The sequence below is a fragment of the Georgenia sp. SYP-B2076 genome, from assembly GCF_003991205.1.
Taxonomy (GTDB): domain Bacteria; phylum Actinomycetota; class Actinomycetes; order Actinomycetales; family Actinomycetaceae; genus Georgenia.
In genome coordinates, this window is sequence record NZ_RXOZ01000012.1 from 1 (window position 1) to 25,402 (window position 25,402).

General features: G+C 73.8%; 25 protein-coding genes, 1 tRNA gene and 1 pseudogene. 14 read left to right on the forward strand and 13 right to left on the reverse strand.

Translation table 11 applies throughout. From position 1 onward, the window contains the following. From EJK16_RS19510 to EJK16_RS07920, 6 genes and pseudogenes are all read left to right on the forward strand, one after another. Positions 1–483: pseudogene (locus tag EJK16_RS19510) on the forward strand (hypothetical protein); the annotation flags it as partial. Between the two features lie 8 nt (positions 484–491). Then, the gene (recR, locus tag EJK16_RS07900) at positions 492–1,088 is read left to right on the forward strand and encodes a recombination mediator RecR (protein ID WP_127128095.1); all 597 of its coding nucleotides are present in this window, start codon (positions 492–494) and stop codon (positions 1,086–1,088) included. A gap of 78 nt (positions 1,089–1,166) precedes the next feature. Next, positions 1,167–1,958 carry a TSUP family transporter gene (locus EJK16_RS07905; protein WP_127128097.1) on the forward strand — a complete coding sequence of 264 codons (792 nt, stop codon included), beginning with the start codon at positions 1,167–1,169 and terminating at the stop codon, positions 1,956–1,958. A gap of 196 nt (positions 1,959–2,154) precedes the next feature. Next, the gene (locus tag EJK16_RS07910) at positions 2,155–3,435 is read left to right on the forward strand and encodes an aspartate kinase (protein WP_127128099.1); all 1,281 of its coding nucleotides are present in this window, start codon (positions 2,155–2,157) and stop codon (positions 3,433–3,435) included. Next, complete coding sequence (locus EJK16_RS07915; protein WP_127128101.1) at positions 3,432–4,523, forward strand: aspartate-semialdehyde dehydrogenase; 1,092 nt, start codon at positions 3,432–3,434, stop codon at positions 4,521–4,523. Before EJK16_RS07910 ends, EJK16_RS07915 begins: the two co-directional genes overlap by 4 nt. A gap of 132 nt (positions 4,524–4,655) precedes the next feature. Continuing rightward, positions 4,656–6,452 carry an alkaline phosphatase D family protein gene (locus tag EJK16_RS07920; RefSeq protein ID WP_127128103.1) on the forward strand — a complete coding sequence of 599 codons (1,797 nt, stop codon included), beginning with the start codon at positions 4,656–4,658 and terminating at the stop codon, positions 6,450–6,452. Here the strand turns inward: EJK16_RS07920 and EJK16_RS07925 are convergent. The 3 genes from EJK16_RS07925 to EJK16_RS19515 form a co-directional block, all read right to left on the reverse strand. Beyond that, positions 6,449–8,317: a prolyl oligopeptidase family serine peptidase gene (locus EJK16_RS07925; protein ID WP_127128105.1), complete on the reverse strand. Its 1,869-nt coding sequence runs from the start codon at positions 8,315–8,317 to the stop codon at positions 6,449–6,451. The two genes, EJK16_RS07920 and EJK16_RS07925, sit on opposite strands and share 4 nt — an antisense overlap. Before the next feature lie 165 nt (positions 8,318–8,482). Continuing rightward, complete coding sequence (locus tag EJK16_RS07930; protein WP_127128107.1) at positions 8,483–8,689, reverse strand: hypothetical protein; 207 nt, start codon at positions 8,687–8,689, stop codon at positions 8,483–8,485. 67 nt (positions 8,690–8,756) lie between these two features. After that, on the reverse strand, positions 8,757–8,921 hold the full coding sequence (locus EJK16_RS19515; RefSeq protein WP_164737241.1) for a hypothetical protein: 165 nt from the start codon (positions 8,919–8,921) through the stop codon (positions 8,757–8,759). A 94-nt stretch (positions 8,922–9,015) separates the two neighbouring features. On the opposite strand from EJK16_RS19515, the gene EJK16_RS07935 reads away from it, so the two are divergent. Further along, on the forward strand, positions 9,016–9,990 hold the full coding sequence (locus EJK16_RS07935) for a GlxA family transcriptional regulator (protein WP_127128109.1): 975 nt from the start codon (positions 9,016–9,018) through the stop codon (positions 9,988–9,990). Here EJK16_RS07935 and EJK16_RS07940 read toward each other — a convergent pair. The 3 genes from EJK16_RS07940 to EJK16_RS07950 form a co-directional block, all read right to left on the reverse strand. Beyond that, complete coding sequence (locus tag EJK16_RS07940; RefSeq protein ID WP_127128111.1) at positions 9,980–10,465, reverse strand: NUDIX domain-containing protein; 486 nt, start codon at positions 10,463–10,465, stop codon at positions 9,980–9,982. The genes EJK16_RS07935 and EJK16_RS07940 overlap by 11 nt on opposite strands. A 22-nt stretch (positions 10,466–10,487) precedes the next feature. Beyond that, on the reverse strand, positions 10,488–11,372 hold the full coding sequence (locus tag EJK16_RS07945) for a VIT family protein (protein WP_240645867.1): 885 nt from the start codon (positions 11,370–11,372) through the stop codon (positions 10,488–10,490). 162 nt (positions 11,373–11,534) lie between these two features. Further along, positions 11,535–13,622, reverse strand: coding sequence for a PhoX family phosphatase (locus EJK16_RS07950; protein WP_127128113.1), 2,088 nt, complete (start codon positions 13,620–13,622; stop codon positions 11,535–11,537). Between the two features lie 175 nt (positions 13,623–13,797). Between EJK16_RS07950 and EJK16_RS07955 the strand changes: the two genes are divergently transcribed. The 3 genes from EJK16_RS07955 to EJK16_RS07965 all read left to right on the forward strand — a co-directional run bounded on the left by EJK16_RS07955 (position 13,798) and on the right by EJK16_RS07965 (position 16,446). Next, the gene (locus tag EJK16_RS07955) at positions 13,798–14,289 is read left to right on the forward strand and encodes a GNAT family N-acetyltransferase (protein WP_164737242.1); all 492 of its coding nucleotides are present in this window, start codon (positions 13,798–13,800) and stop codon (positions 14,287–14,289) included. Positions 14,290–14,492: 203 nt separating this feature from the next. Next, entirely contained in the window at positions 14,493–14,963 is a 471-nt protein-coding gene (locus EJK16_RS07960; RefSeq protein WP_164737243.1) for an NfeD family protein, read from the forward strand. A gap of 70 nt (positions 14,964–15,033) precedes the next feature. Continuing rightward, entirely contained in the window at positions 15,034–16,446 is a 1,413-nt protein-coding gene (locus EJK16_RS07965; protein ID WP_127128118.1) for a flotillin family protein, read from the forward strand. Positions 16,447–16,593: 147 nt separating this feature from the next. On the opposite strand, the gene EJK16_RS07970 is transcribed toward EJK16_RS07965, so the two are convergent. From EJK16_RS07970 to EJK16_RS07980, 3 genes are all read right to left on the reverse strand, one after another. Beyond that, a tRNA-Pro gene (locus EJK16_RS07970) sits at positions 16,594–16,667 on the reverse strand. Between the two features lie 218 nt (positions 16,668–16,885). Further along, the gene (locus tag EJK16_RS07975) at positions 16,886–17,842 is read right to left on the reverse strand and encodes a metallophosphoesterase (RefSeq protein WP_370275991.1); all 957 of its coding nucleotides are present in this window, start codon (positions 17,840–17,842) and stop codon (positions 16,886–16,888) included. Next, positions 17,839–20,253, reverse strand: a complete 2,415-nt coding sequence (locus EJK16_RS07980) for a transglycosylase domain-containing protein (RefSeq protein ID WP_205739664.1) — start codon at positions 20,251–20,253, stop codon at positions 17,839–17,841. Before EJK16_RS07980 ends, EJK16_RS07975 begins: the two co-directional genes overlap by 4 nt. A 338-nt stretch (positions 20,254–20,591) precedes the next feature. Here EJK16_RS07980 and EJK16_RS07985 point away from each other — a divergent pair, with 338 nt between their 5' ends. From EJK16_RS07985 to EJK16_RS07995, 3 genes are all read left to right on the forward strand, one after another. After that, positions 20,592–20,927: a WhiB family transcriptional regulator gene (locus EJK16_RS07985; protein ID WP_127128124.1), complete on the forward strand. Its 336-nt coding sequence runs from the start codon at positions 20,592–20,594 to the stop codon at positions 20,925–20,927. A 100-nt stretch (positions 20,928–21,027) separates the two neighbouring features. Next, on the forward strand, positions 21,028–21,192 hold the full coding sequence (locus EJK16_RS07990) for a DUF4177 domain-containing protein (protein WP_127128126.1): 165 nt from the start codon (positions 21,028–21,030) through the stop codon (positions 21,190–21,192). Further along, positions 21,189–21,656 carry a RidA family protein gene (locus EJK16_RS07995; RefSeq protein WP_127128128.1) on the forward strand — a complete coding sequence of 156 codons (468 nt, stop codon included), beginning with the start codon at positions 21,189–21,191 and terminating at the stop codon, positions 21,654–21,656. The genes EJK16_RS07990 and EJK16_RS07995 overlap by 4 nt, the downstream gene beginning before the upstream one ends. 83 nt (positions 21,657–21,739) lie before the next feature. Here EJK16_RS07995 and EJK16_RS08000 read toward each other — a convergent pair whose 3' ends face one another. After that, positions 21,740–22,429: a Crp/Fnr family transcriptional regulator gene (locus EJK16_RS08000; RefSeq protein WP_127128130.1), complete on the reverse strand. Its 690-nt coding sequence runs from the start codon at positions 22,427–22,429 to the stop codon at positions 21,740–21,742. A 122-nt stretch (positions 22,430–22,551) separates the two neighbouring features. Here EJK16_RS08000 and nth point away from each other — a divergent pair, with 122 nt between their 5' ends. Beyond that, on the forward strand, positions 22,552–23,256 hold the full coding sequence (gene nth / locus EJK16_RS08005) for an endonuclease III (RefSeq protein WP_127128132.1): 705 nt from the start codon (positions 22,552–22,554) through the stop codon (positions 23,254–23,256). A gap of 63 nt (positions 23,257–23,319) precedes the next feature. Here the strand turns inward: nth and EJK16_RS08010 are convergent, their stop codons facing one another. From EJK16_RS08010 to EJK16_RS08020, 3 genes are read right to left on the reverse strand one after another with little or no spacing between them, the layout of a single operon-like run. Continuing rightward, the gene (locus EJK16_RS08010; RefSeq protein WP_127128134.1) at positions 23,320–24,243 is read right to left on the reverse strand and encodes an alpha/beta fold hydrolase; all 924 of its coding nucleotides are present in this window, start codon (positions 24,241–24,243) and stop codon (positions 23,320–23,322) included. Between the two features lie 47 nt (positions 24,244–24,290). Further along, positions 24,291–24,614, reverse strand: a complete 324-nt coding sequence (locus tag EJK16_RS08015; protein ID WP_127128136.1) for a branched-chain amino acid transporter permease — start codon at positions 24,612–24,614, stop codon at positions 24,291–24,293. Next, the gene (locus tag EJK16_RS08020; protein WP_127128138.1) at positions 24,607–25,347 is read right to left on the reverse strand and encodes an AzlC family ABC transporter permease; all 741 of its coding nucleotides are present in this window, start codon (positions 25,345–25,347) and stop codon (positions 24,607–24,609) included. Before EJK16_RS08020 ends, EJK16_RS08015 begins: the two co-directional genes overlap by 8 nt. Positions 25,348–25,402 lie beyond the last annotated feature (55 nt).

Here is a 25,402-nt window from a genome sequence, read left to right on the forward strand (position 1 = left end):
CCGGCTGTCCCGGCCGGGGCGCCGGCCGCCGGCGCGCCCGCGGGTGCCGCGCACGCCCAGGCGCCCTCCGCCACCAGCCCGCAGGGCCCCGGCGCCCCCGCCACGCCGTCCCGCACGACCGCCGCGCACCCGGACCGGTCGGGCTCCGCGTCGGGCGGCGAACCGGCCGACGACTACCCGCTCCCGCCCGAGCCCGTGGACGACGACCCCGGCCCGGAGCCGTACGAGGACGGTCCCGCCGGCTCCCACCGCACAGCGGCCGAGGCGCCCGTGAGCACGGCGGCGCCGCGTGCGACCGCCCCGCGGCCCGCGGCGGAGCCCTCGCGCCGCCCGGCCGTCGCCCCCGCCGACGACGTCGCCTCGCGTGACGACCCCGACGCCGAGGGCTCCGGCCTCGTGGGTGCGCCGCTGGTCGCCAAGATCCTCGGTGGGACCGTGATCGAGGAGATCGCGGTGCCGCCGCACGGGTCGGGGGCGATGTAGTGGCCGGCGTGTACGAGGGGGCCGTCCAGGACCTCATCGACGAGCTCGGCCGGCTCCCCGGGGTGGGGCCGAAGAGCGCGCAGCGCATCGCCTTCTTCGTCCTGTCCTCCGAGGCGGAGGACGTGGCGCGGCTCGCGCACGCGCTCACGGAGGTCAAGGACAAGGTCCGCTTCTGCGAGATCTGCGGCAACGTCTCCGAGAACCCGCGCTGCCGGATCTGCGAGGACCCGCGGCGCAACCCCACCGTGCTGTGCGTGGTGGAGGAGGCCAAGGACGTCGTCGCGATCGAGCGCACGCGCGAGTTCCGCGGGCGCTACCACGTGCTCGGCGGCGCCATCAACCCGATCGACGGCGTCGGCCCGGACGACCTGCGCATCCGTGAGCTCATGACCCGCCTGGCCGACGGGGAGATCGAGGAGGTCATCCTCGCGACCGACCCCAACATCGAGGGCGAGGCCACGGCCACCTATCTGGCGCGGATGCTGCGCGGGATGGGCATCGCCGTCTCTCGGCTCGCCTCGGGGCTGCCCGTGGGCGGGGACCTGGAGTACGCCGACGAGGTCACGCTCGGCCGGGCCTTCGAGGGCCGCCGCCGCATCGAGTGACCGCGGCCCGTCGGGTGCGCGGCGGGCCGCCGCCCGACCCGCGGCCCTGGCGTCGCGCCACCGCCCCGGCGTGGTGTGATGTCCGGCGTGCCTGAGATCGATGCCCTCGCCGTCGTCCTGCTCGTCCTCGCCGGGCTGACGGCCGGCTGGGTCGACGCCGTCGTCGGCGGCGGAGGGCTGATCCAGCTGCCGGCGCTGCTCCTGGTGCCCGGCATCAGCCCCGTGCAGGCCCTCGCGACCAACAAGGTGGGCTCCATCATGGGGACCTCCACCAGCGCGATCACCTACTACCGGCGCGTGGGCCCCGACCTGCGCACCGCGGCCCCGATGGCGCTGGCGGCGTTCGCCGCGGCCGTCGGCGGGGCCGCCGTGGCCAGCCGGATCCCGGCGGCCCTGTTCACGCCGGTCATCCTCGTGGTCTGCATCGCGGTGGCGGTCTGGACCCTGGCCCGGCCGAAGATCGGCCGCAAGACCGACCTGCGGTGGGAGGGGCACCGGCACGTCGGCGCCGCGCTCGTGGTCGGGCTCGTCATCGGCGCCTACGACGGCGTGCTGGGGCCCGGGACGGGCAGCTTCCTCGTCATCGCGCTCGTCGGTGTCCTCGGCTACGCGTTCCTGCCGGCCAGCGCCATCGCCAAGATCGTCAACTTCGCCACGAACCTCGGCGCGCTGGTGTTCTTCGTCCCCAACGGCGCCGTGATCTGGTCCCTCGGCCTCATCGTGGGCGGCGCCAACCTGGTCGGCGCGTACATCGGGGCCCGGATGGCGGTGGCCCGGGGCAGCGCCTTCGTCCGCGTGATCTTCGTCGTGGTCGTCAGCGCGCTCGTCGTCCGCCTCGGGTGGCAGACGGCGGGCCAGTACTGGTCGTGAGCCCCGCACCTGGGCCGACGTCCACCGTCCGGGCGGGGGCCGCCGCGCGGGGCGCGCGGCCCCCGCCAGCCGCGAGGTCCACCATGCGGATCTGACGCCGACCGGAGCGTGAGACGTCCCTACACTGGACGCCGTCAGCACCGTCGGTGGCGCCACCAGGTGGCGCCGTCGCGCCCCTTCGTCCCGGAGCACCCACGTGGCCCTCGTCGTGCAGAAGTTCGGTGGCTCGTCCGTCGCCGACGCCGCCAGCATCCAGCGCGTCGCCAGGCGCGTCGTGGCCACCAAGGAGGCCGGCAACGACGTCGTCGTCGTGGTCTCGGCCATGGGCGACACCACCGACGACCTGCTCGACCTCGCCGCCCAGATCACCGACGACGCCCCGGCCCGCGAGATGGACATCCTCCTGACCGCCGGCGAGCGCATCTCCATGGCCGTCCTCGCGATGGCGATCGACAAGCTGGGCGTCAAGGCGCGGTCCTACACCGGCCAGCAGGCGGGCCTGCGCACCGACACCCGGTACGGCAAGGCCTCCATCGTCGGCGTCGTCCCCGAGCGCGTGTCGCGGGCCATCAAGGACGGCCAGGTCGCGATCGTCGCCGGGTTCCAGGGCGTCAACGAGCTCAACGACGTCACCACCCTCGGGCGCGGCGGGTCGGACACCACCGCCGTCGCCCTCGCCGCGGCCCTGCAGGCCGACGTCTGCGAGATCTACACCGACGTCGACGGCCTGTTCACGGCCGACCCGCGTATCGTCCCCAGCGCCCGGCGCATCGAGCGCATCACCTACGAGGAGACCCTCGAGATGGCCGCCCAGGGCGCGAAGATCCTGCACCTGCGCGCGGTGGAGTACGCGCGGCGCTACAAGGTCCCGCTCCACGTCCGCTCGTCGTTCTCGTACAAGGAAGGCACCTGGGTGACCGACGCTCCCGTCGACGCCCCGGCCGAGGAGGAAGCCATGGAAGCCCCGATCATCTCCGGCGTCGCGCACGACCGCAGCCAGGGCAAGATCACCGTCGTGGGCGTGCCCGACGTCCCCGGCACCGCCGCGCACCTGTTCGAGGTGGTCGCCGCCGCGGACGCGAACATCGACATGATCGTCCAGAACGTCTCCTCCGGGGCGACGGGGCTCACGGACATCTCCTTCACGCTCCCCGAGGCGGACGGCCCGGCCACGCTCGCGGCGATCGAGGCCGCCCGGGGGCAGCTCCGGTTCACCGAGCTGCGCTACGACGACCAGATCGGCAAGCTTTCGCTCGTCGGCGCGGGCATGCGCTCGCACCCGGGCGTCTCCGCCAAGCTCTTCGGCGCGCTCTCGGCGGCCGGCGTCAACATCGAGATGATCTCGACCTCGGAGATCCGCATCTCCGTGGTCACGAGGGCACAGGACCTCGACCCCGCCGTTCGGGCGGTCCACACCGCGTTCGACCTCGACGCAGAAGAGTCCGAGGCCGTGGTCTACGGAGGGACAGGACGATGAGCACCACCACCGCAGCTTCCGCCCAGCAGGCGGGCGCCCGCGCCGGCGTCACGGTCGCCGTCGTCGGCGCCACCGGCCAGGTCGGCGCCGTCATGCGCACGCTCCTGGCGGAGCGGAACTTCCCCGCCGCCTCGGTGCGGTTCTTCTCCTCCGCGCGCTCCGCGGGCACCGTCCTGCCCTTCCGCGGCCAGGACGTCGTCGTGGAGGACGTCGCGACGGCGGACCTCGGCGGCATCGACATCGCGATCTTCTCCGCCGGCGCGACGGCCTCGCGCGAGTTCGCGCCGAAGTTCGCCGCCGCGGGCGCGGTCGTCGTCGACAACTCCTCCGCCTGGCGCAAGGACCCCGCGGTCCCGCTCGTGGTCTCCGAGGTCAACCCGCACGCCATGGCGGACCGGCCCAAGGGCATCATCGCGAACCCCAACTGCACCACGATGGCCGCGATGCCCGTGCTGAAGGTGCTGGACGCCGAGGCCGGCCTCGAGCGCCTCATCGTCTCCACCTACCAGGCCGTGTCCGGCTCCGGGCTCGCGGGCGTCAAGGAGCTCGAGACCCAGGTGCGCGCCGCCGTCGAGCAGGACTTCACCCGGCTCGCGCTGGACGGCTCGGCCGTGACCCTGCCAGCGCCCGTCAAGTACGCCGCGCCGATCGCGTTCGACGTCGTCCCCCTGGCCGGCTCGATCGTCGAGGACGGCTCGCTGGAGACGGACGAGGAGCAGAAGCTGCGCCACGAGTCGCGCAAGATCCTCGAGCTGCCCGACCTGGCGGTGGCCGGCACGTGCGTGCGCGTGCCCGTCTTCACCGGCCACGCGCTGTCCATCAACGCCGAGTTCGCGCGCCCGCTCAGCCCCGAGCGCGCGACCGAGCTGCTCGCGCAGGCCCCCGGCGTGGAGCTCTCCGACGTCCCGACGCCGCTGCAGGCCGCGGGGGCGGACCCGAGCTTCGTCGGGCGCCTGCGCACCGACCAGTCGGTGCCCGGCGGGCGGGGTCTGGCCCTGTTCGTCACGAGCGACAACCTGCGCAAGGGCGCGGCGCTGAACACCGTGCAGATCGCCGAGCTGCTCGCGAAGGAGCTCCTCGCCGTCTGACGCTCCCGGTCTGACGCCTCCTGGCCGACGCTCCCGGCGCGGTGCCCCCGGCCCGGTGCCGGCGGCCGCCGCCGCGGCCGGGAGCGTCAGCACGCCAGGGCGGGCGCGGGAGCTTGGCGCTACCCTCGCCGCATGGTCCCGAACGCGCGGCCATCCGAGGGGCACCCGCCGCCTCGCCTGCTCGTCGGGCCGCTGCTGCGCTACGTCAACGCCGACAGCGCCACCGTGTGGGTCGAGACGGACCGCCCGTGCGTCGTGGCGGTGCGCGCCGGCGGGCGGGCCGCCGAGGACCCCACCTGGACGATCCACGGCCACCACTACGCGTTGGTCGTCCTCGCTGGCCTCGCGGCGGCCTCCGAGACGCCCTACGAGGTGCGCCTGGACGGCGTGCACGTCTGGCCCGAGCCCGACAGCGACTTCCCGCCGAGCGTCATCCGCACCATCCGCCACGACCAGCGGCTCCGGCTCTCCTTCGGCTCCTGCCGGCGCAGCGCCGGCGACGACGACAAGAGCCTCGCGACCCTCGGGGCCGACGCCCTCGCGGCGCTGGCCGCGACGATGGCTGCCGCGCCCCCTGCGAGCTGGCCGGACGCGCTCTTCCTCGCCGGTGACCAGATCTACGCCGACGACCCGTCGCCGGACATCACGGCACGCCTGAAGGCGGCGCACACCGGGGGCCCGGGCCGCCACGCGGTCAGGGACGAGGTCCGCAACTTCGAGGAGTACACCTGGCTCTATCACGAGACGTGGACCACCCCGGCGGTGCGGTGGCTGCTCTCCACCGTGCCGACCTGCATGATCCTGGACGACCACGACCTGCGGGACGACTGGAACACCTCCCGCAGCTGGCGCGAGCACATGGCCACGCGGCCCTGGTGGCACGACCGGGTCACCGGCGCCTTCGCCTCGTACTGGGTGTACCAGCACCTGGGCAACCTCTCGCCGCGCGAGCTGGCCGAGGACGCGATGTTCGCCGCGGTGCGGACCACCGACGACGACGAGGAGCGGTCCCGCATCCTCGACGAGTTCGCGTGGCGCGCCGACGCCGAGCCGGGCACCGCCCGCTGGAGCTACTTCCGCGACTTCGGTGACGCTCGGCTCAGCATCCGCCTCGTCGTCATCGACTCGCGCTGCTCACGGCGCCTCGACCCGCACGACCGGGCGATGGTCGACGACGCCGAGTGGCGGTGGGTCGTGGACCACGCCCTGACCCCGCGCGAGGGCGAGCGCATCGGCCACCTCCTGGTGGGCACCACCCTGCCGGTCTTCCTGCCCCACGGCGTGCACCACCTGGAAGGCTGGAGCGAGGCGGTCAGCTCCCGGCGCGCGTGGGGGCCGGTGGCCGCCTGGTTCGGCGAGCGCGTGCGCCGCGCCGTGGACCTCGAGCACTGGGCCGCCTTCCAGCAGTCCTTCCACCAGTTCCTCGACCTGGTGCGGGCCCTGGTGGAGGCCCCGGAGCCGCCCGCGTCGGTCCTCGTACTCTCCGGCGACATCCACTCTTCCTACACCGCGCGGGCATACCTGGCCGGCGTCGACCATCCCGGCACGGCGGTGCACCAGCTGACGATGTCGCCGTTCCGCAACCCGATGCACGTCGTGGTGCGGTGGGCGCACCAGGCTCTGGAGCGGCCGCCCGTCCGGCGCACGTGGCAGCGGCTGGCGCGCCGCGCAGGCGTGGCCGACGTGCCGGTCACCTGGCAGCTCGACCACGGCCCCTGGTTCACCAACGGCGTGATGACGATCGTCATCGAAGGGTTACGCGCGAGCGTGGAGGTGGACGAGGCCCAGGTGGTGGGTGGCCGCCAGCAGCTGACCCGCCTGGTGACGGCGCCCCTGACCGCGACGGCGCGCTCGACCGCGACCGCGCGCCCGACCGCGACGACGCGCCCAACCGCGACGACGCGCGCGGCCGACCTCTCGGACCCCTAGCTCGGTGCGGGCTCCCTCACCGTCCCCGCGGGCAGGTGCAGGCGCACGAACTCCAGCTGGCGCCGCAGCTGGGCGACCTCCTCATCGTCGACCACCGACCCGTGGCCGGCCCCGAACGTGTACAGCTCCACCGGGCCGGCGTAGTCCTCGCGGGCCCGCAGCGCGCGGACGTAGCTGTGGATCTGCCCGATCGGGCAGCGGGGGTCGTTCTCCCCGGCCATGATCAGCACCGGCGCGCGGACCGCGGGCACGTACGTCAGCGGGCTGGCGGCGCGGTACGCCTCGGGCACCTCGGCCGGCGAGCCGCCGAACAGCGAACGGTCGAAGGCCTGCAGGTCCGGCATCTCCTCCGCGTACGCGGCCAGGTAGTCCGCCACCGGGACCTCGGCCAGGCCGAGCGCCCACCGGTCCGGCTGGGTGCCGAGGCCGAGGAGGGTGAGGAACCCGCCCCACGACGCCCCCGCCAACACCGAGCGGGCCGGGTCGACCACGCCGTCGGCCACGAGCTTCTCGTGCACCGCCGCGATGTCCTCGAGCTCGGTGGCCCCGACCCGCCCCTCCAGGGCGTCGCGCCACGCCGAGCCGTACCCCGTCGAGCCGCGGTAGTTCACGCTCACGACGGCGAAGCCGTGGTCCACCCAGGCGGCCAGGTAGGGCGAGAAGGAGTCGGAGCGGTGCCACGCCGGTCCGCCGTGGACGTCCACAAACACCGGCCACGGGCCGTCACCGGCCGGCAGGCGCAGCAGCGCGTGCACCGGCCCGCCCGGACCGTCGGCCCACACATCGTGGACGGGCACCGACGGCGCCGCGCGCAGCCCACCGGCGCCGAGCACCTCCCGGCCGGTCGTGGCGGAGAGCACCGTGCGCGGCGCCGCGGCGGAGGACCACCGCAGCCACACGTCGCCGTCGGGCCGGGGGGTCGCCTCGGCAACGCTCCCGTCCGCCGGGCCCACCGGCGACGTCGTCCCCGTAGCCGCGTCGCTGCGGTACAGGCGGGTCCGGGCCAGGTGGTCGACGGCGACGAGGAGCTCGCGCCCGGACGGGTACCACCACGCGTCCGTCACCTCACCGGGCAGCGGCTCGCCGTCGCCGTCGCGCAGCACGACGTCGCGGAGCAGCCCCGTGCCGAGGTCCCACACCGCCAGCTCCGCGCGGCCGCGGCGCTCGTGCCCCACGAGCAGGCGCAGGTCGCCGTCGAGCGGGGCGAAGTCGATGGCGCTGAGCCCCCTGCCGGGGCCGTCGTCGAGATCGGCCACCACCTGCCCGGTGTCGGCGCGGAGGACCCGGAGGGCCATGTGCCGGTTGTCCCCGCGCTCGGAGTGCTCGACGGCGACCAGGTTGCCGTCGTGGGACAGCGCCGCCGCCTCGGCGTCGTTGGCATGCGCGTACAGCAGCGCCGGGGCGTCCGTCCCGTGGGCGATCGCCCCCACGGGCACGTGGTGGATGGTGGTGCCGTGGGCGTCGCTGCGCCCGACGACGGCCGTGCCGTCCCGGGTGAGCAGCAGCCCCGCGGGGTAGGCGTCGGGCAGCGCGACCGGGTCCTGCACCCCCTGGCCGGGCGGCGAGCCGAAGGGCTGGCGGCGCCACCGGCCGAACTCGTCGCCGTCGGTGTCGTCGAACCACCAGAGCCACTCGCCGTGGGGGTCGATCGTCGCGGTCGTCGTCCCCTCCCGCCGGTCGGTCGCCAGGGTCAGGCGGCCCGTGCGCGCGTCCCAGGAGTGCACCTGGAGCACCCCGCGGGAGGTGGCGATGACGCAGGCGCGGTCGGGGCGGTAGAACGCCCAGTCGGGGAGGCCGACCTGGTGGGCCCGCAGCCGCAGCTCCCAGGTGGGCCGCGGCCACTGGCCCGCGTTCGTCGTCGTCATGGTCGCAGCCTAGGGCGAGGGACCCACACGCCCGCCCGTCGGCGGCCCCGGTGAGGGGCATGACCTCGCGCACCCGGCCGCCGCGCGGTCACGCGCTTGCGCCCCGACCTGGGGAGCGGTCACGCCGCGCGCCCCACCCGCGGAGCGGTCACGCGCGGGCCCTGCTCAGCCCTCCGGGCAGCCGGCCAGCTCCCGGCGGCGTGGTCCCGCCGTGCTCCAGGCGAGGCGGCGCAGCCGCTGCAGGAGCGGCGTGGGCGGGACCGCCCGGCTTCGCAGGTCGCGAAGCCGCCGGTGGTGCTCGGCCTCGGCGAGCAGCTCGTCGTGGCGGATCCGGGCAATCATGTCGTGCGGGTCCCCGGCGTACGGGCCCATGTCCATCTCCCTTCGGTGGTGACAGGCCATTCCTCCGGCGGGGCTCACCGTCGCGTCTCGCCGGCCGTCAGTGGTCGGCCGGGCTGTCGTGCGTCGCGTGGCTCCCGGGCGCCGCGCGGTGGGTGAACGCGTGCCCGCGGTCGTCATCTCCGATGACGCGCAGCAGGTAGGCCGTATAAGCGGCGGCGAGGAGGACGGCGAGGACGATCAGGAGAGCCATGAGGAAAGTCATGGCAGAAATCATCACTCCGTTGAAATACCGCCAACAGTGGCAGGCCTGCCTCGTTCCATCGGTTTTCTGCCATGTCTGTGCCACGATGGCGAACATGATCAGCAACGTGGCCGCGATCGTGTACGACGGCGTCGCCCCCTTCGAGCTCGGCGTGGTCTGCGAGGCGTGGGGCACGGACCGCTCGGACATGGGGCTGCCGGTGTTCGACTTCGCGGTCTGCGCGCCACGAAGGGGCGTCGTGCCGACCAGCGTCGGGTACGACCTCCAGATCCGCCACGACCTCGGACGCGTGGCCGAGGCCGATCTCGTCGTCGTGCCCGCTGTCCCCCGTTCCGCGGACGTCCCGGCCGAGGTGGTCACGGCGCTGCGCCTGGCGTACGAGCGCGGCGCCCGCATCATGTCCGTGTGCTCCGGCGTCTTCGCGCTCGGCGCTGCCGGGCTGCTCGACGGCCGGGACTGCACAACCCACTGGATGTACACCGACGAGCTCGCGGCGCGGTTCCCGACGGCCCACGTGATCCCGGAGGTGCTCTACGTCGACGCCGACCCGGTCCTCACGAGCGCCGGCACCGCGGCCGGGCTCGACGCGAGCCTGTACCTGTGGCGCAAGGAGTTCGGCTCCGCGATGGCGAACATGGTGGCCCGGCGCATGGTGGTCCCCCCGCAGCGTGACGGCGGCCAGGCGCAGTTCATCCACAACGCGATCCCGGGCTGCGACGCGGAGACGCTCGGCCCGCTCCTGACGTGGATCACCGAGCACCTCGACGAGCCGTTGGACGTGGGGTCCCTCGCCGCGCGGTCGTCGATGTCTGCGCGGACCTTCGCGCGGCGGTTCCGCGCGGAGACGGGCACGACGCCGCACGCGTGGATCACCCAGCAGCGGGTCCGGCGCGCGGAACAGCTCCTGGAGGAGACGGACCACCCGGTGGAGCGGGTCGCCGCCGAGGTCGGCTTCGGCAACGCCGCGGCGCTGCGTCAGCACCTCCGCCACGTGCGTGGGCTGAACCCGCAGCAGTACCGGCGTCGGTTCCGGGTGGAGGCGCCCGGCGGGCAGGTGGTCAGCGCCTGAAGTAAGGCCCCGCCGACGGGTTGTCCCGGAACGCCAGCGCGTGCGTGAGCCGCTCGCGAGAGCTCGCGGTCAGGTCGGCCGGGACGGCATCGAGGGCGAACCAGCCGACGGCGAGCGACTCGTCATCGGCCACGTGCGCCTCCCCGCCGGTTGCCTCGCACCAGAAGGTGAGGTCGAGGTACTGGGAGCGGTCGCCGTTCGGGTACTGGACCACCGAGCCGGAGGTCACCGACGTCAGGGCCAGGACCCGGGCGCGCACCCCGGTCTCCTCGCCGATCTCGCGGACCAGCCCGACCGCCGGCTGCTCGCCGGGCTCGAGGATGCCCGACGGCAGGGCCCACCGCCCGCTGTCGGAGCGCTGGCCCAGCAGCACCCGGCCGGCGTCGTCCAGGACGACGCCGGTGACGCCCGGCAGCCAGAGCAGGTCGGTGCCGATGCGGGAGCGCAGGACGGTGATGAAGTCCGGGACGGGCATGCCGCCGAGCCTAGTGCGGCGGCTAGATGATGCCCGCGGAGCCCAGCGCGCTGCCGACGAGGAACGTCGCGGCGAGCGCCACGGCCCCGCCGACGACCACGCGCGTCGCCGCCCGGAGCTTCGACCCGCCGCCGATCCACGCGGCGACGGCGCCCGTCAGCGCCAGGGCGGCAAGCGTGACGAGGAAGGCCACCGGGACGCGCACACCCGCGGGCGGGAGCAGGATCGCGAGGAGCGGCAGGACCGCGCCGACGGTGAAGGCCACGGCCGAGGCCAGCGCGGCGTGCCACGGGCTGGCCACGTCGTCCTGGTCGATGTTGAGCTTGGCGCGCAGGTGGGCGTCCAGGGCGTCGCGCGCGGTGAGCTCCTCGGCGACCCGGCGCGCGGTCGCGGGCGAGATGCCGCGGCCCTCGTAGACCGCGGCGAGCTGGGCGAGCTCCCCGGCCGGGTCCGTCGCGAGGGCGCGGCGCTCGCGCTCGATGTGGCTGCGTTCGCTGTCGCGCTGGCTGGAGACTGAGACGTACTCGCCGAGCGCCATGGACACGGCTCCGCCGACCGCCGCTGCCAGGCCGGCGGTCAGGATCGGTCCGGTCGACGCCGTCGCCCCCGCCACACCGACGACGACGGCGGCCGTGGAGACGATCCCGTCGTTCGCCCCCAGCACGCCGGCGCGCAGTGAGTTGAGCCGCTGCGCGAGGTTGCCACGCGGGTGCGGCTCGGGCCGGTCGTGGTCGTCGGGGGCGGCGTGCCGCTGCGTGGTGGGGCGCGGGTGCGCGGCGGTGGCGCTCGGCCCGGCTGACGGCGTGGAGGCGTGGTCGGTGTGCGGGCGTGCGGCGGGTCGGGGCTCGTGGACGGCGGTGATGTGGGGCTGCTCCTTCTGGCGGCGCGCGATCATGGATCCGGTCATATCGCGTAGGGAATCATCGCCGCCGCCGGCGCCGCAACGAAGGGGAGGTATCCCTAAGTGACGGGCGTCTCGGCGTGTGGCGGCGTAGACGGCGAGGGCCGCCGAGGGGCAGTGCCCCCTCGACGGCCCCTCGGGCGGCCCCGCGTCGCGCGGGCGGAGCGGTCAGGCGTGCCCGATCTTCTTGCCGTCGGCACGCCACGCGACGGCGATCGAGGGGCGCGGGATGGCGGTGCCGCCGTCGGGCCAGTGCGAGGTGGGCGTCTCGAACGCGGCCCCGTCCGTCTCGCCGGGGTGCTGGACGCAAACGAGGACGCGGTCGTCCTCGACCCACGGCCCGCAGGCCTCCGCGCCGCGCGGCACGGTGAGGAACTGCTTGACCTGACCGCGGAACTCGCCCTCGACCGCGACGCCGAACAGGCCGTCGTTGCTGCCCAGCGCGTTGCCGTCGGTGCTGATCCAGAGGTTCCCGTACTTGTCGAAGGTGACGTTGTCCGGGCAGGAGATCGGCGAGACCTGGGACTTGTCGAACCCGGCGAAGTAGGTGCCCGGGTCGTTCGGGTCCCCGCACAGCAGGAAGATCCGCCAGCCGAACGCCAGCTCACCGGCGTCGTTGCGTCGCTCGGCGACCTCGACCACGTGGCCGTGGCGGTTCTTGGTGCGGGGGTTGGCCTCGTCCGCGCCGGCCTGGCCCACGACGCCGCGGTTGGAGTTGTTCGTCAGGGCGAGGTAGACCACGCCCGACCTGGGGCTCGGCTCGACGTCCTCGGGGCGGTCCATCTTCGTCGCACCCACGGCGTCGCCCGCCTGGCGGGTGAAGGTGAGGACCTCGACGCCGGACATGCCGGGCACGTGCGAGACGGCCTCGGAGCCGGTGGAGGTCACCAGCGGGATCCACTCGCCGCCGCCGTCGAAGGCGCCGTCGGAGGGCAGCGCGCCGTCGCCCGTGATCTCCGCGGCGGGCGAGCTCCCGGTGAACCGGGCGACGTAGAGGGTGCCGTTGTCCAGCAGGTCGGCGTTGCGCCGGTCGTCGCCCCTGCGGTAGCGCCCGGTGGAGACGAACTTGTAGAAGTAGTCGAAGCGCTCGTCGTCGCCCATGTAGACCGCGACCCGGCCGTCCCGGGTGAGCCGGGTCGTGGCCGCCTCGTGCTTGAACCGGCCCAGCGCGGTGCGCTTGCGCGGCGTGGAGGTGGGGTCGTAGGGGTCGATCTCGACGATCCACCCGAAGCGGTTGGCCTCGTTGGGCTCCTTGGTGAGGTCGAACCGGTCGTCGAAGCGCTCCCACTTGCGTTCGCTGGCGCCGCCGGACATGCCGTAGCGGCGCAGGCGCTCCTTGACCACCGGGTCGGCGACGGAGGCGGCGTGGGCGAAGTACTGGTTGAAGTTCTCCTCCGCCGTCAGCCACGTGCCCCACTGCGTGAGGCCGCCGGAGCAGTTGTTGAGCGTGCCCAGGACGGTGCGGCCCTCGGGGTCCGCGCCCGTCCGGACGACGGGGGAGCCGGCGACCGGGCCGCTGAGCTCGAACGCCGTGCCGGTATGGAACCGGCGGTTGAGGCGGTGGCCGACGACCGGGTCGAGCGCACCGGAGCGCTTGCCGCGCCGGCCCGAGGTGACGGCGACGATGCTCAGGCCGTGGGCGGCCCAGGCGGTCGCGACCTGCTCGGCGGTGGGGTTGTCCGGGTCGTAGCCGGGGAACATCATGCCCTCGGTGGTGTACTCGTGGTTGGCCACGAGCAGGAAGTCCTGCCGCCCCTTGAGGGGGAGGAGCCCGAGGTAGTCGCAGTTGTAGCCGAACTGGCGCTGCTGCGCCTCGGCGCTCTGGTTCGCCGGGTCGAAGGCGGGGGCGTCGGTGAAGAGCGGGTCGCCCCAGCGGAGCACGATGTCCTGGAGGTACCCGGGCGGCGGCGTGAGGACGTCCGCCGTGTTGGGCGCGACGGCGTCGAACCGGAGGCCGGGGGCGCCGGCAGGCGCGCCGTTGCCCGGGCCGCCCTTCCCCGGGGCCGCCATGGCGGGCTCCTGGCCGAGGGCGGTGGTCGCGGCGCCCGTGACGGCGATCACGGCGCCGGCCTTGAGGAGGCTGCGCCGGGAGACGGCGCTCGCGACGACATCGCCGAAGTAGTCGTTGCCGGACGTGTTGGGGATGTCGTGGAAGCACGCGTCGCCGCAACGGTACCGGCACGTCATGGCCGAGCGGCCGCCGGGGTGGGCGCTCAGCAGCGGGAGGAGGCGGCGGCGTGGGGTGGTCTCGGTCATCGTTCGCTCCTTGAGGTGGGATCCGCGCCGACCGTACGGAACACACATGTCCGGAAAGTGGACGGCCGGGTGAACGCCGCACGTCGGGCGGGTGGCCCGCCGGTGTCCCGGCGCTTACCGCGGTGCCGGGAGCCATTCACGTCGCGTTCAACGGGGCCTCCTAGGTTGTGCCGCTGTGACTGTGACTGCGCCGCCCGCCGGCGGCCTGCTGGCCTCCTGGACCCTGAGCGTGCACGCCGGCCCCGTGCCCGCCGACGTGGTCGACGACGTGGCGCGCCTGCGGGGCGAGGACCCCCGCCTGGCCGCGCGGGCCGCCCACGCGTCCGCGCACGCCCGGGCGCAGGCCGAGGGGCGCCTCGTCGGCTTCTGCCTGGCTGAGGAGCCGAACACCGCCCCCGGCGCGTCGTGGGCGCACCACGCCTTCCCCGACCGGCCCGAGCTCGGCGCGCTCGTGGTGGACCCCGCCTGGCGCGGCCGCGGCCTGGGCCGGGGGCTCGTCGCCGCGCTCGCCGGGCACCTGACCGGCGCCGGCCGGGTCCCGATCGGCGTCACCGCGACGGACAGCCGAGCGGTGGCCATCAACCGGTGGCTGGGCGCGCGGGTCGTCGGCGCGTTCGTCCGTGACGGCCACGAGCGCTGGGTGTGGGAGTTCCCCGCCGCCGGGTGACCACCCAATTACGGACGAAGAAACCGCGCAAGTACGCCATGGGAAAGGCTGTGTGCGGCAAGGTGGGCGGTGGAAGCAGTCATGCGGTTCCCCGCACCTCGCGGCGAGGCGCCGTCGCACCTTCACCACCGTCGCACCGATCACCAGGAGGCCCCCGTGCTCACATCCAGCCGCATCCGTACGCGAACCGGCGAGGCCGTCCGATGACCGCGTTCCTGATCATCGGTGGCATCGGCCTGCTCGTCCTCGTCGTGTCACTGACGGTGGGGGAGATCTTCGACGCCTTCGACTCACTCGAGGTCGGTCTCTCCTCGAGCGCCCTCGGCGCCGCGCTGACGACGCTGGGCACCGTCGGCGTGCTCGCGACGTCGCTGGGGGCGAGCGCCCTCGTGGCCGCGCTCGTCGCCGTCGCCGCCGGCGCCGTGGCTGCGTTCATCGTCCAGAAGGCCATCACGGCCCTGGTGCGCTCCGGCGACGGCGACACCTCCTACGACGTCGTCGGCCTGGAGGGCTCGCTCACGGCGACCACCGGCCCGGCGAGCGGCCAGGTGCGCCTCGACGACCCGCGGGAGGTGGAGTCCCGCCTGGCGTGGTCCGACACCGAGCTGGCCCCGGGCACACGGGTCCGCGTCGTCTCCCGGGCCGGGGCACGGGTCAAGGTCACCGCGGTCTGACTCCCCACGGCCCTCTCACTCCCCACGCGCCCGCGACCGCCGGGCGCGCCATCTCGAACGAAGGAACCCCATGTCCCTGTTCTCGGAGAACGCCACGGCGCTGTCCGTCGTCGTGCTGCTGGTCGTCGTGTTTGCCGTGGTCGCCCTCATCACGAAGCGCATCCGCCGCGTCCCGCCCAACCAGGCCCTCATCATCGTCGGCCGCGGCGCCGGGAAGGGGGACAAGTCCGCCACCGACAGCCAGAAGGTCGTCATCGGCGGCCGCGTGTTCGTCTGGCCCGTCCTCCAGGAGGCGTTCCCGGTCTCGCTCGAGCAGCGCCAGCTCTCGCTGACCGTGGAGGGCGTCGACAGCAAGTTCATCGCGGTGTCCGTCAAGGCCTCCGTGCTGTTCAAGGTCCGCGGTGACGAGGAGGGCGTCCGCCGCGCGGGCCAGCGGTTCATGTCGCAGCAGGCCACCCTCGAGGAGCCGCTGCGTCAGGCGCTGGAGGGGGCGCTGCGTCCCGTCCTCGGCTCCATGACGGTCGAGGAGATCATCTCCGACCGGCAGGCGCTGCAGGACAAGGTCGTCCAGTCGATCACGCCGGACCTGCAGGAGCAGGGCTTCCAGCTCGACCTGGTGAACCTCTCCGACATCTCCACGCCCGGGTCGGACTACCTCGGCAACCTGGGCCGCGCCCAGGCCGCCGAGGCCCGCCAGGTCGCGGAGGTCAAGGAGGCCCAGGCTCGGCTGACGTCCGAGACGGCCCAGCTGGAGGCCCAGGAGCGGATCGCGGAGCGTCAGCGCGACCTCTCGCTCAAGCAGGCGACCATCAAGGCGGAGACCGACAAGGCCAACGCCGAGGCGGACGCCGCCGGTCAGCTGGCCCGCGCCGAGCAGGACCGGGTCGTCGCCGCGCAGCAGCGTGAGGCGCTGCTGGAGCAGGCCCGGGTGACCGAGCAGCAGCTCGACATCGACGTCCGTAAGCCCGCCGACGCCGCCGCGTACGCCGCGGCCAAGGAGGCCGAGGGTGAGCGTGACGCGAAGAAGGCGGAGACGGAGGCCGAGGCGTTCCAGCGCACGACCATCGCCCAGGCGAACCTCGCCGCCCAGCGCAACGAGGCAGAGGCGATCGAGGCCCTGGGCAACGCCCGGGCAGCGGCAGCCAAGGCCGAGGGCCTGGCGGTGGCGGCCTCCACCGAGGCGCAGGCCAAGGCGCTGGCCGAGCAGGGGCAGGCGGTCATCATGCAGCAGGTCGTCTCGCTGCTGCCGGACATCATGCGCGCCGCCGCCGAGCCGGTCTCCAACATCGACCACCTCACGGTCATCTCCACCGACGGCGCCGGAGCGGTGACCAAGGTCGCCGGTCAGGCGCTGGGGGAGGGGCAACAGGTGATCAAGTCCCTGACCGGCCTCGACCTGGCCGGCCTGTTCTCGGCCTTCACCGGCAAGGCGCCGTCCGGCAACGGCAGCTCGACGCCGGAGAGTACCATCGCGTCGAGCTGACACGCACCGCTACGACAGGCCGGCACCCGTTGCGGGTGCCGGCCTTTGCGCGCCAGGGCATCGCGTCCGGCGCGGCCGGGCGCAACGGCAGGGCGGGACAACGAGCAAGGGCCGCCTCCCGCACCTGCGGGAGGCGGCCCTTCCGGGTCGGGGTGACAGGATTTGAACCTGCGGCCTCTTCGTCCCGAACGAAGCGCGCTACCAAGCTGCGCCACACCCCGGTGGAACCGCATCAGAATAGCGGAGGCAGGGGGTGTCCGTGAAACCGGATCCCCCGGATGAGACGGACGCCACGTCCCGGGGCCGACTCGGCGGCCGCCGTCGGGCGCCGCGGGACGACGCCGGAGGCCGTGTGTCGCCGGACGGCGCCCGACGTCGCGGGACGGCGCCGGGGGCCATGGGGCCCGCCGCCGCCTGACGCCGGGCGGGACCGACGCCGCTACGCGGGACGGGGGACGAGGGTGAGGAGGCACGCCTCCGGCCGGCACGCGAAACGCACCGGGGCGTATGGGCTCGTGCCGAGGCCCGCGCTGACGTGCAGCCACGTCGAGTCCTCGCCCCCGCGGGCGCCCGGGCGAGGGCCGGGCCAGCCGTGCAGACCGCTGGCCCGCGAGCGGTCCAGGTCGGAGTTGGTCACGAGAGCGCCGAAGCCGGGCACGCACAGCTGCCCGCCGTGCGTGTGCCCGGCGAGGACGAGGTCGCACCCGTCGGCGTGCATCGCGTCCAGCACCCGCCGGTACGGGGCGTGCGTGACCCCCAGGCGGAGGCGCGGGCGTCCGGCGGTGCCCGGGTGCGCTCCACGGGTGCCGGCGGCGCCGTCCGGGGCTGGGAACCTGTCGTACTCCAGGTGCGGGTCGTCGACCCCCACGAACGAAAGGTCCGTCCCCGCGACGGTCACGGCGTCGCGGCGATTGGTCAGGTCCTGCCAGCCGGCGCGGCGGAAGGCGTCCGCGAGCTCCTCGGCGGGCAGGTGGACCCGTTCGTCACCGGGGTCCGTGCGGGCGTCCGGCAGGAGGTAGCGTGCCGGGTTCTTCGGGTAGGGCGCGAAGTAGTCGTTGGAGCCGAGGACGAACGCGCCGGGCCGCTCGAGCAGCGGCGCGTACGCCTCGAGGACGGAGGGCATCGCGTCCGGGTGCGCCATGTTGTCGCCCGTGGTGATCACCAGGTCCGGCTCGAGCCGGCCCAGGTCGCGCACCCACGCGACCTTGTGCCGCTGGCTCGGGACGAGGTGCAGGTCGGACAGGTGCAGCACGCGCAGCGGTCGGGCGCCCGCGGGCAGCACGGGCACCTCATGCGTGCGCAGGGCGAACATCGACGTCTCCGCGAGCGCCCACGCCAGCGACCCAAGGCCGGCGAGTGCTGTCGCGCCGGCCAGCCGGGCGCCCCAGGCGCTCAGTTCCGGGCCCCGAAGTACTCGTCCCAGCCGCTCCAGGCCCGCCGCGGTGTCAGCACGCCCTGCGCGCTGGGCTGCGCGTCGCCCGCCGCGGGGGCGGGTGGCCCGGGAGCCTCGGGGGCCGGGGCGGGCGCCGGCCCGGCGCTGGGCAGCAGCGTCACCGTCGACCCGTTGGCCACCGGCGCGCCCGCGCGGGGCGCGGTGGCGGCGACGATGCCGGCCGGCCGGTCGGACGCGATGGCGTCGCCGACGCTGACGCGGAAGCCGCCACCGGACAGTGCCGCGCGCGCGTCCTCGACGGAACGGCCCGTGACGTTGGGGACGGGCACGCGCTCGCCGAAGATCTGCCGGGAGGGGGCCGCCGGGAACGGGACGACCGGGGCACCGTCGAGCGCCTTGGTCATGTAGGCCTTCCAGGTCTTGGCGGGGAAGGACCCGCCGTACACCCACTTCTGTCTCGTCCCGTTGATGGTCGACCCCATCATCGAGACGTCGCCCTGCGAGTGGCCCATCCACACCGCGGCGGCCAGCTGGGGGGTGAACCCCACGAACCAGGCGTGCGCGTCGTCGTTCGCCGTTCCCGTCTTGCCGGCAGCGGGCCGGCCGGGCAGCACGGCGCTGCGCCCGGTCGAGAAGGGCTGGTCGGAGACGACCTGCTGGAGCGCGTAGTTGACCCCGTTGACGACGTCCGGCTCGAGCACCTGCGTGCAGGTCGACTTCGGCACCGGGATGTCGTTGCCGCTGCTGTCGGTGACCTTGGTGATCGCGGCCGGCGTGCAGTACTTGCCGCCCGCGGCGAGCGTCGCGAAGGCGTTCGCCATGCCGAGCGGCGTGACCGGGTTGGTGCCGAGCACGGCGGCCGGGTTGGGCGTCAGCGCCGAGCCGTCGCCGCGCATCAGTCCCATGCTCATCGCGTTGTCGATGATGCCGCACATGTCCATCTGGTTGGCCATCTCGATGTACGACAGGTTGACCGAGAGGCGGGTGGCCTCCAGCACCGTCATCATCGGCGAGCTGGGGACGCCCTCGACGTTCGTCGCGTTGTTGTAGTCGTCGCGCATGTTCGGGGCGCAGGAGATGTTCCACGACGCGCGGGGGAAGTTCCGCTTCGTGGAGGTGACCTTGTCGTTGAGGGAGTGCCCGGTCTCGAGCCACTCGATCAGGGTGAAGACCTTGAAGGTCGATCCGGACTGGAAGCCCAGGCCGCCGCCGTGGGACAGGCCGACGCTGAGGTTGACCTGGGTGGCGCTGGAGTCGGAGTCGCTCGACGTGCCCCAGTTGGTGTTCTGCGCCATCGCGAGGATCTTGCCCGTCCCGGGCTCCACCGAGGTCAGGGCCATCTTGATCCCGGACGGGTCGTTGACCGGCACGGAGGTCGTGACGTTGTCGTACGCGGCCTGCTGCTTGACCGGGTCGAGCGTGGTGTGGATGGCGAGGCCGCCGCGGTAGAGCATGTTCTTGCGGTCGTTGAGGTCCTTGCCCCAGCCCTCGTTCTGGAGCAGGTCGTCCACGACGTACTCGCAGAAGTAGGCCGCGGTGCCGGCGGCGCCGCACCCGTTGGGCGCGGTCTGCACGTTCAGCATGTCCGCGATCGGGATGGCCACGGCCTCGTCGTACTCGGCCTTGGTGATGAAGCCCTGGTCGAGCATGGTGCCCAGCACCACGTTGCGCCGCTGCTGCGAGTTCTCCGGGTTGCGGACGGGGTCCCACCGCGCGGGTGACTGGGTGATGCCGGCCAGCACGGCGGACTCGGCGATGTTCAGGTCGGCGGCCGACTTGTTGAAGTAGTGCCGGGCGGCCGCCTCGACGCCGTACTGCGACGGGCCGAACTGGGCGATGTTGAGGTACCCCTCGAGGATCTTGTCCTTGCTGACCTGCTGCTCGAGCCCGATGGCGAGCCGCGCCTCGCGGAGCTTGCGGCCCATGGAGGACTCGGTCGCCTCGCGGATCGCCTTCTCGTCGCCGGAGACCCGGCCGGCGTCGATCAGCACGTTCTTCACGTACTGCTGCGTCAGGGTCGACCCGCCGGCGAGCTGGCCGCCGGCGATGTTGTTGACGGCTGCGCGGAGCATGCCCTCGGGGTCGATGCCCTTGTGCTCGTAGAACCGCTTGTCCTCCACGGCGATGACGGCGTCGCGCATGTGCTGCGAGACCTGGTCGAGGCCGACCACGATCCGGTTCTCCATGTAGAAGGAGGCGATCGTCGAGCCGTCGGCGGCGAGGATGACGCTCTGCTGGGAGGGCTCCGGGATCGCCAGCTCGCTCGGCAGGTCTTCGAAGAGCTTGGTCGAGGCGTTGCTGACCGTGCCCGCTGCGCCGACGGCGGGCATGAGGAGGCCGGCGGTGAGGACGCCTCCCAGGGCCGCGACGAGAACGAACGCGAGCAGCATCGTGAGCAGCTGCCTCGGCTTCACAGCGCGTCCGGACGACGACGGGGCTGGCGACATGGTCTAAGGGTACGTGGCCGCACTCGGCGGCGTCCCTGCCCGTCCTCGGACGCGCTGGTCGCCGTCCCCTCCTGGTCCGCGACGTGGGACGCAGAGTCCCGCCCCACGTCGGAGACGTACCACGCGCCGCGCCGTCGTTTCGGTGCGACGCTCCGAATTTCGAGAATGGGCTTCCGTGAGACCCGTCACACGCGATAGCGTCACCCGTAGACGAAAATCGTCAGTCGATTTGGCTGGGGAGCTGACGTCGAGATCCGCCCGCCGGCCGCCTGGCGGACTTGCTGTCGTTGACCGTAGGAGGACCCATGAGCGAGGACCAGACCTGGGCATCCCGTGCCGCATGCGCGGCGACGGAGCCCGACGCGTTGTTCGTGCGGGGTGCGGCCCAGCGGACCGCACGCGAGCTGTGCTTCAGCTGCCCCGTCCGGATGGAGTGCCTTGCCGACGCGCTGAGCTCGCAGACGAGCTTCGGGGTGTGGGGCGGCCTGACCGAGCGTGAGCGGCGGGCCCTGCTGCGCCGCTTCCCCGAGGTGGTGGACTGGGCCAGCTGGCTCGCCACCGAGGACGACGAGCTCATCGCCGAGATCCGCGCCCAGCGGCCGCCCCGGATCATCGCGCGCACGCGCGCCCAGCTCGTGTGACCGGGCGCGACGCCGCCCTCGCCGGGGCGCCCGGGCGAGGGTCGCGCACGGCCTTGTGGCCCGGGTGAGGGATGTGGGCGGCGCTGCCTAGGATGACGCCATGACCACATGGGAGTACGCCACGATTCCGCTGCTGACGCACAACACCAAGGCCATCCTCGACCAGTGGGGCGAGGACGGGTGGGAGCTCGTCCAGGTGGTGCCCGGGCCGAGCGGTTCCGTCAACCTCGTCGCCTACCTCAAGCGCGCCAAGGGCGAGAAGTGAGCGTCGCGGACCGTCTCGCGGAGCTCGGCCTCACCCTTCCACCCGTCGCCGCCCCCGTGGCGGCGTACGTGCCCGCGCTGCGCCACGGGGACCTCGTGTACACGTCGGGCCAGCTGCCGCTGGTGGGCGGGGCGCTGCCCGTAACCGGCAAGGTGGGGGAGTCGGCCGGGTCCGTCAGCCCCGAGAGCGCGAAGGACGCCGCCCGCACGTGCGCCCTCAACGCGCTGGCCGCCGTCGCCGCCCAGGTGGGCAGCCTCGACGAGGTGGTGCGCGTGGTCAAGGTGACTGGCTTCGTCGCCTCCGAGCCCTCGTTCACGGGGCAGCCGGGCGTCATCAACGGCGCCTCGGAGCTGCTCGGGGAGATCTTCGGTGACGCCGGCGTCCACGCCCGCTCCGCCGTCGGCGTGGCCGCGCTGCCGATGGACGCGCCGGTCGAGGTCGAGATCGTGGTCGCGGTGCGCTGAACCCCCGCACGCACCGACGACGACGGCGCCGCCACCCGGTCGGGTGGCGGCGCCGTCGTCGCGCGGGGACGTCCCCGGTGGGCTCAGCGGGCCCGGCGCCGCAGCCGCTCGGTGTCCAGGAGGAGGACCGCCCGGCCCTCCAGGCGGATCCACCCGCGGGAGACGAACTCGGCGAGGGACTTGTTGACGGTCTCGCGGGAGGCGCCGACGAGCTGCGCGAGCTCCTCCTGCGTGAGGTCGTGGGGCACGTGGACGCCCTCGTCGGTGCGCTCGCCGAAGCGGTCGGCGAGGTCGAGGAGGGCCTTGGCGACGCGTCCGGGCACGTCCGAGAACACCAGGTCGGCGAGCGACTCGTTGGTGCGGCGCAGGCGCTGGGCGAGGGCCTTGAGCATGTGCTTGGCGAGCTCGGGACGCGTGTCCAGGAACTGCATGAGGTCCTTGTGCTCGAGCTCGAGCATGCGCGTCGTGGCCACCGCGGTAGCCGTGGTCGAGCGGGGGCCCGGGTCGAACAGGGTGAGCTCACCGAGGAGCTCTCCGGGGCCGAGGACGGCGATGAGGTTCTCGCGACCGTCGGGGGACGTGTGGCCGAGCTTCACCTTGCCGTCCGTGAGGATGTACAGGCGGTCGCCGGGGTCCCCCTCGTTGAAGAGCGTCTCGCCGCGGCGCAGCGTCGTCTCAGTCATCGCGGCGCGCAGCTCGGCCTGGTCCTGCTCGCCGAGTGCCTCGAAAAGTGGCACGGAGCCGATCACGTTCGTTTCCACAAGGGGTCCCATCTGCCATCGGGCGTCTGAATGCTGACGTACGGGGCGCAGCCCACATACTGGGCCCCATCCTGCCACCCCGAGTGATCGCTGGCACAGGTCAGAGCCCTGGCGTGCCCTCTACCCTGGGCGGTATGAGCGCTGCACGGGCGAGACCACGGTCGGCGAAGGCCGCGCGAGAGCAGGCGGAGGCGGTCGACGAGCTCCTCGCCCGGGCGTGGCCCGACGCGCGCTGCGAGCTCGACTTCACCACCCCGCTCGAGCTCCTCGTCGCCACCGTGCTCTCGGCCCAGACGACGGACAAACGGGTCAACGCCGTCACGCCCTCGCTGTTCGGCCGCTATCCCGACGCCGCCGCCTACGCCGGTGCGCGCCTGGAGGACCTCGAGGAGATCCTTCGACCGCTCGGGTTCTTCCGCGCCAAGGCCAAGGCGCTGCAGGGCCTCGGGGCCGCCCTGGTCGCCGAGCACGGCGGCGAGGTGCCCGGCACGCTGGAGGAGCTGGTCCGGCTGCCCGGCGTCGGGCGCAAGACGGCGAACGTGGTGCTGGGCAACGCCTTCGGTGTCCCGGGGATCACCGTGGACACGCACGTCGGGCGACTCGCCCGCCGGCTGGGCTGGACCACGCTGAAGGACCCGGTCAAGGTCGAGCGGCGCATCGCCGAGCTGCTCCCGCCGGAGGAGTGGACCATGGCGTGCCACCGGCTGATCTTCCACGGCCGGCGGGTGTGCCACTCCCGGAAGCCGGCGTGCGGGGCCTGCGTCCTGGCCGAGCTGTGCCCGTCCTACGGCGAGGGCGAGACCGACCCTGCGGCCGCCCGGGCGCTGGTGACCGTCTGACGACGCCCGGCGTCGGACCGGTGTGCCGGCGGGCCTGGCGTGCTGGCGTCGGTACTGGTCGGGTCAGGCAAGGACGGGCGCGTGCGCGCCGAGGAACTCGAGCAGCAGCTCGGTGACCCGGCCGGGCGCCTCCTCCGGGAGGAAGTGGCCCGCGCCGGGGATTACCTCCTGGCGCCACGGCCCGGCGACGTGGTCGGCGTCCCGGGCGAACGCGCCGGCCGGCATCAGCGGGTCCGCGTCCCCGCGGACGCTCAGCACGGGGACCGCGACGGGCTGGCGCACCGCGGCGAGGTAGCGGCGCCCGTCGGTCCGGGGCGTGGCGCGCACCAGCCACCGGAAGTGCTCCATGGTGCTGTGCGCAGCGAACGGCAGCCCCATGGCCTGCGTGTACAGCTCGGACTGCGACGTGGCGCCGTCGTTGCCCGGCGCCGACCACGCCCGCAGCAGCCGCGCGACGAGGTCGCCGTGCCTGAGGCTGTGCTCGGGGAACCACGGCACCTGGAAGCGGGCCAGGGCGCGCAGGGCGCGCAGGGGCACGTGGTTGCCGAACGAGTGCAGCGGCAACGGGTGGGGGTTGGCCAGCACGGCGACGGCGCGGGTCAGCCCCGCCGCGAAGGAGGGCATGGACCACGCCACCGTGCCGCCGAAGCCGTGGCCCACGATCACCGCGCCCGGGGCGCCGAGCGAGCGGATCACGCCGGCGACGTCGCGCGCGAACACGGCGGTCTCGTGGCGCTGCGGGGGCTTGTCCGAGCCCGCGAAGCCGCGCAGGTCCATGGCCGCGACCCGGTAGCCGGCCTCGGCCAGCGCGGGGATCTGGTGGCGCCACGCCCACCAGAACTGCGGGAAGGCGTGCAGGAGGACCACCAGCGGGCGCGCCGGGTCCTGGGGTCCGGCGAGGACCACATGGAACTGGGCGCCGTTGGCGGGGATGTTGTGGTGTTCCCACGGCCCGGGGACCAGGACACAGCTCGAGTCGGCAACCACACGGGCACGTTACCGGGTGCGCGCCCCCGTTAGAGAGCCGCGGGCGCTCAGAGCAGCGCGAGGGCCGCCATGTACGCGGCCGTGCCGGCCACGATGCTCAGCATCGCGTTGCGCCGCCACAGGTGCAGCCCCGCGGTCACCAGGATGCCGGCGGCCTCGGGCAGCCCGTGCGGGGCGGCCGTGAGGTCGACGGCGGAGAGGGTGTAGATCACCAGGACGGCCATGACGCCCAGCGGCATGGTGCGGCCGAGGTAGGCGACCACCGGGGACTCCCGGACGCGGCGCAGCGCGAGGAAGGGCGCGAGCCGGAGCGCGTAGGTGACCGCGAAGATCACCAGGAGCGTGAGCAGCGTCTGGGCCGCGCTAGGCATGCCGCGCCCGCCGGGCCGCGAGGAGGAACCGGCCGATCAGCACCGCGACGAACGTGAGGAGCGCCACCACCAGCATGCTGCCCGGCCGGACGGCGAGCGCCAGGACCGCGCAGGCGACGGCGATCACGAGCGTGGGCACGTCGGGCGCGGCGCGGAAGGCGTCGATGGTCAGCACCACGAACACGGCCGTCAGCGCGAAGCCGAGGCCCCCGGCGTCGAGGCCCAGCGAGGCGCCGAGCAGCGCACCGGTGACCGACCCGGTGAGCCAGTAGAGGTGGCACAGCACCTCGGTGGCCAGCACACGGGTGCCGGTGAGGTCGTGGTGGGGCTTCGTGGCGAGGAGGGCGTAGGCCTCGTCGGTGAGCGCGTGGACGCCGTAGAGCCGGCCGAGCCCGGAGCGAATCTTCAGCAGCGGGAAGCTGAGCCCGTAGAACACGTGCCGGAAGTTAACGAAGAACGCGGTCGCCGCCACCTGCGCCAAACCCACACCGCCGGTGACCAGGCCGATGGCCAGGAACTCCATGGAACCGGCATAGATGAGGACCGAGAAGACCGGGGCCCACCACCAGTCCAGGCCGCTGGTGGCCAGCAGCACGCCGAACGCCGCGCCGAGCGGCAGGTAGCCCATGCCGACGCCGACGGTGTCCCGGGCGGCCCGGCCGATCTCGTGGCGGCGGTCCACGCCGTCCGTCCGGGCGTCTCCCGCACCGGGGGTGTGGGAGACGGCAGGCATGGACCCAGGCTAGGCCGTCTGGCGCGGTGGTTCACGCCCCGGGAGCGCCGGGCGA

Coding starts and splice junctions, on each gene's coding strand:
- EJK16_RS07905 (WP_127128097.1), top strand. CDS start 1,167: ATGTCCGGCGTGCCTGAGATCGATGCCCTCGCCGTCGTCCTGCTCGTC.
- EJK16_RS07915 (WP_127128101.1), top strand. CDS start 3,432: ATGAGCACCACCACCGCAGCTTCCGCCCAGCAGGCGGGCGCCCGCGCC.
- EJK16_RS07920 (WP_127128103.1), top strand. CDS start 4,656: ATGGTCCCGAACGCGCGGCCATCCGAGGGGCACCCGCCGCCTCGCCTG.
- EJK16_RS07925 (WP_127128105.1), bottom strand. CDS start 8,317: ATGACGACGACGAACGCGGGCCAGTGGCCGCGGCCCACCTGGGAGCTG.
- EJK16_RS07930 (WP_127128107.1), bottom strand. CDS start 8,689: ATGGGCCCGTACGCCGGGGACCCGCACGACATGATTGCCCGGATCCGC.
- EJK16_RS19515 (WP_164737241.1), bottom strand. CDS start 8,921: ATGACTTTCCTCATGGCTCTCCTGATCGTCCTCGCCGTCCTCCTCGCC.
- EJK16_RS07935 (WP_127128109.1), top strand. CDS start 9,016: ATGATCAGCAACGTGGCCGCGATCGTGTACGACGGCGTCGCCCCCTTC.
- EJK16_RS07940 (WP_127128111.1), bottom strand. CDS start 10,465: ATGCCCGTCCCGGACTTCATCACCGTCCTGCGCTCCCGCATCGGCACC.
- EJK16_RS07945 (WP_240645867.1), bottom strand. CDS start 11,372: ATGACCGGATCCATGATCGCGCGCCGCCAGAAGGAGCAGCCCCACATC.
- EJK16_RS07950 (WP_127128113.1), bottom strand. CDS start 13,622: ATGACCGAGACCACCCCACGCCGCCGCCTCCTCCCGCTGCTGAGCGCC.
- EJK16_RS07960 (WP_164737243.1), top strand. CDS start 14,493: ATGACCGCGTTCCTGATCATCGGTGGCATCGGCCTGCTCGTCCTCGTC.
- EJK16_RS07965 (WP_127128118.1), top strand. CDS start 15,034: ATGTCCCTGTTCTCGGAGAACGCCACGGCGCTGTCCGTCGTCGTGCTG.
- EJK16_RS07985 (WP_127128124.1), top strand. CDS start 20,592: ATGAGCGAGGACCAGACCTGGGCATCCCGTGCCGCATGCGCGGCGACG.
- EJK16_RS07990 (WP_127128126.1), top strand. CDS start 21,028: ATGACCACATGGGAGTACGCCACGATTCCGCTGCTGACGCACAACACC.
- EJK16_RS08000 (WP_127128130.1), bottom strand. CDS start 22,429: ATGGGACCCCTTGTGGAAACGAACGTGATCGGCTCCGTGCCACTTTTC.
- nth (WP_127128132.1), top strand. CDS start 22,552: ATGAGCGCTGCACGGGCGAGACCACGGTCGGCGAAGGCCGCGCGAGAG.
- EJK16_RS08015 (WP_127128136.1), bottom strand. CDS start 24,614: ATGCCTAGCGCGGCCCAGACGCTGCTCACGCTCCTGGTGATCTTCGCG.
- EJK16_RS08020 (WP_127128138.1), bottom strand. CDS start 25,347: ATGCCTGCCGTCTCCCACACCCCCGGTGCGGGAGACGCCCGGACGGAC.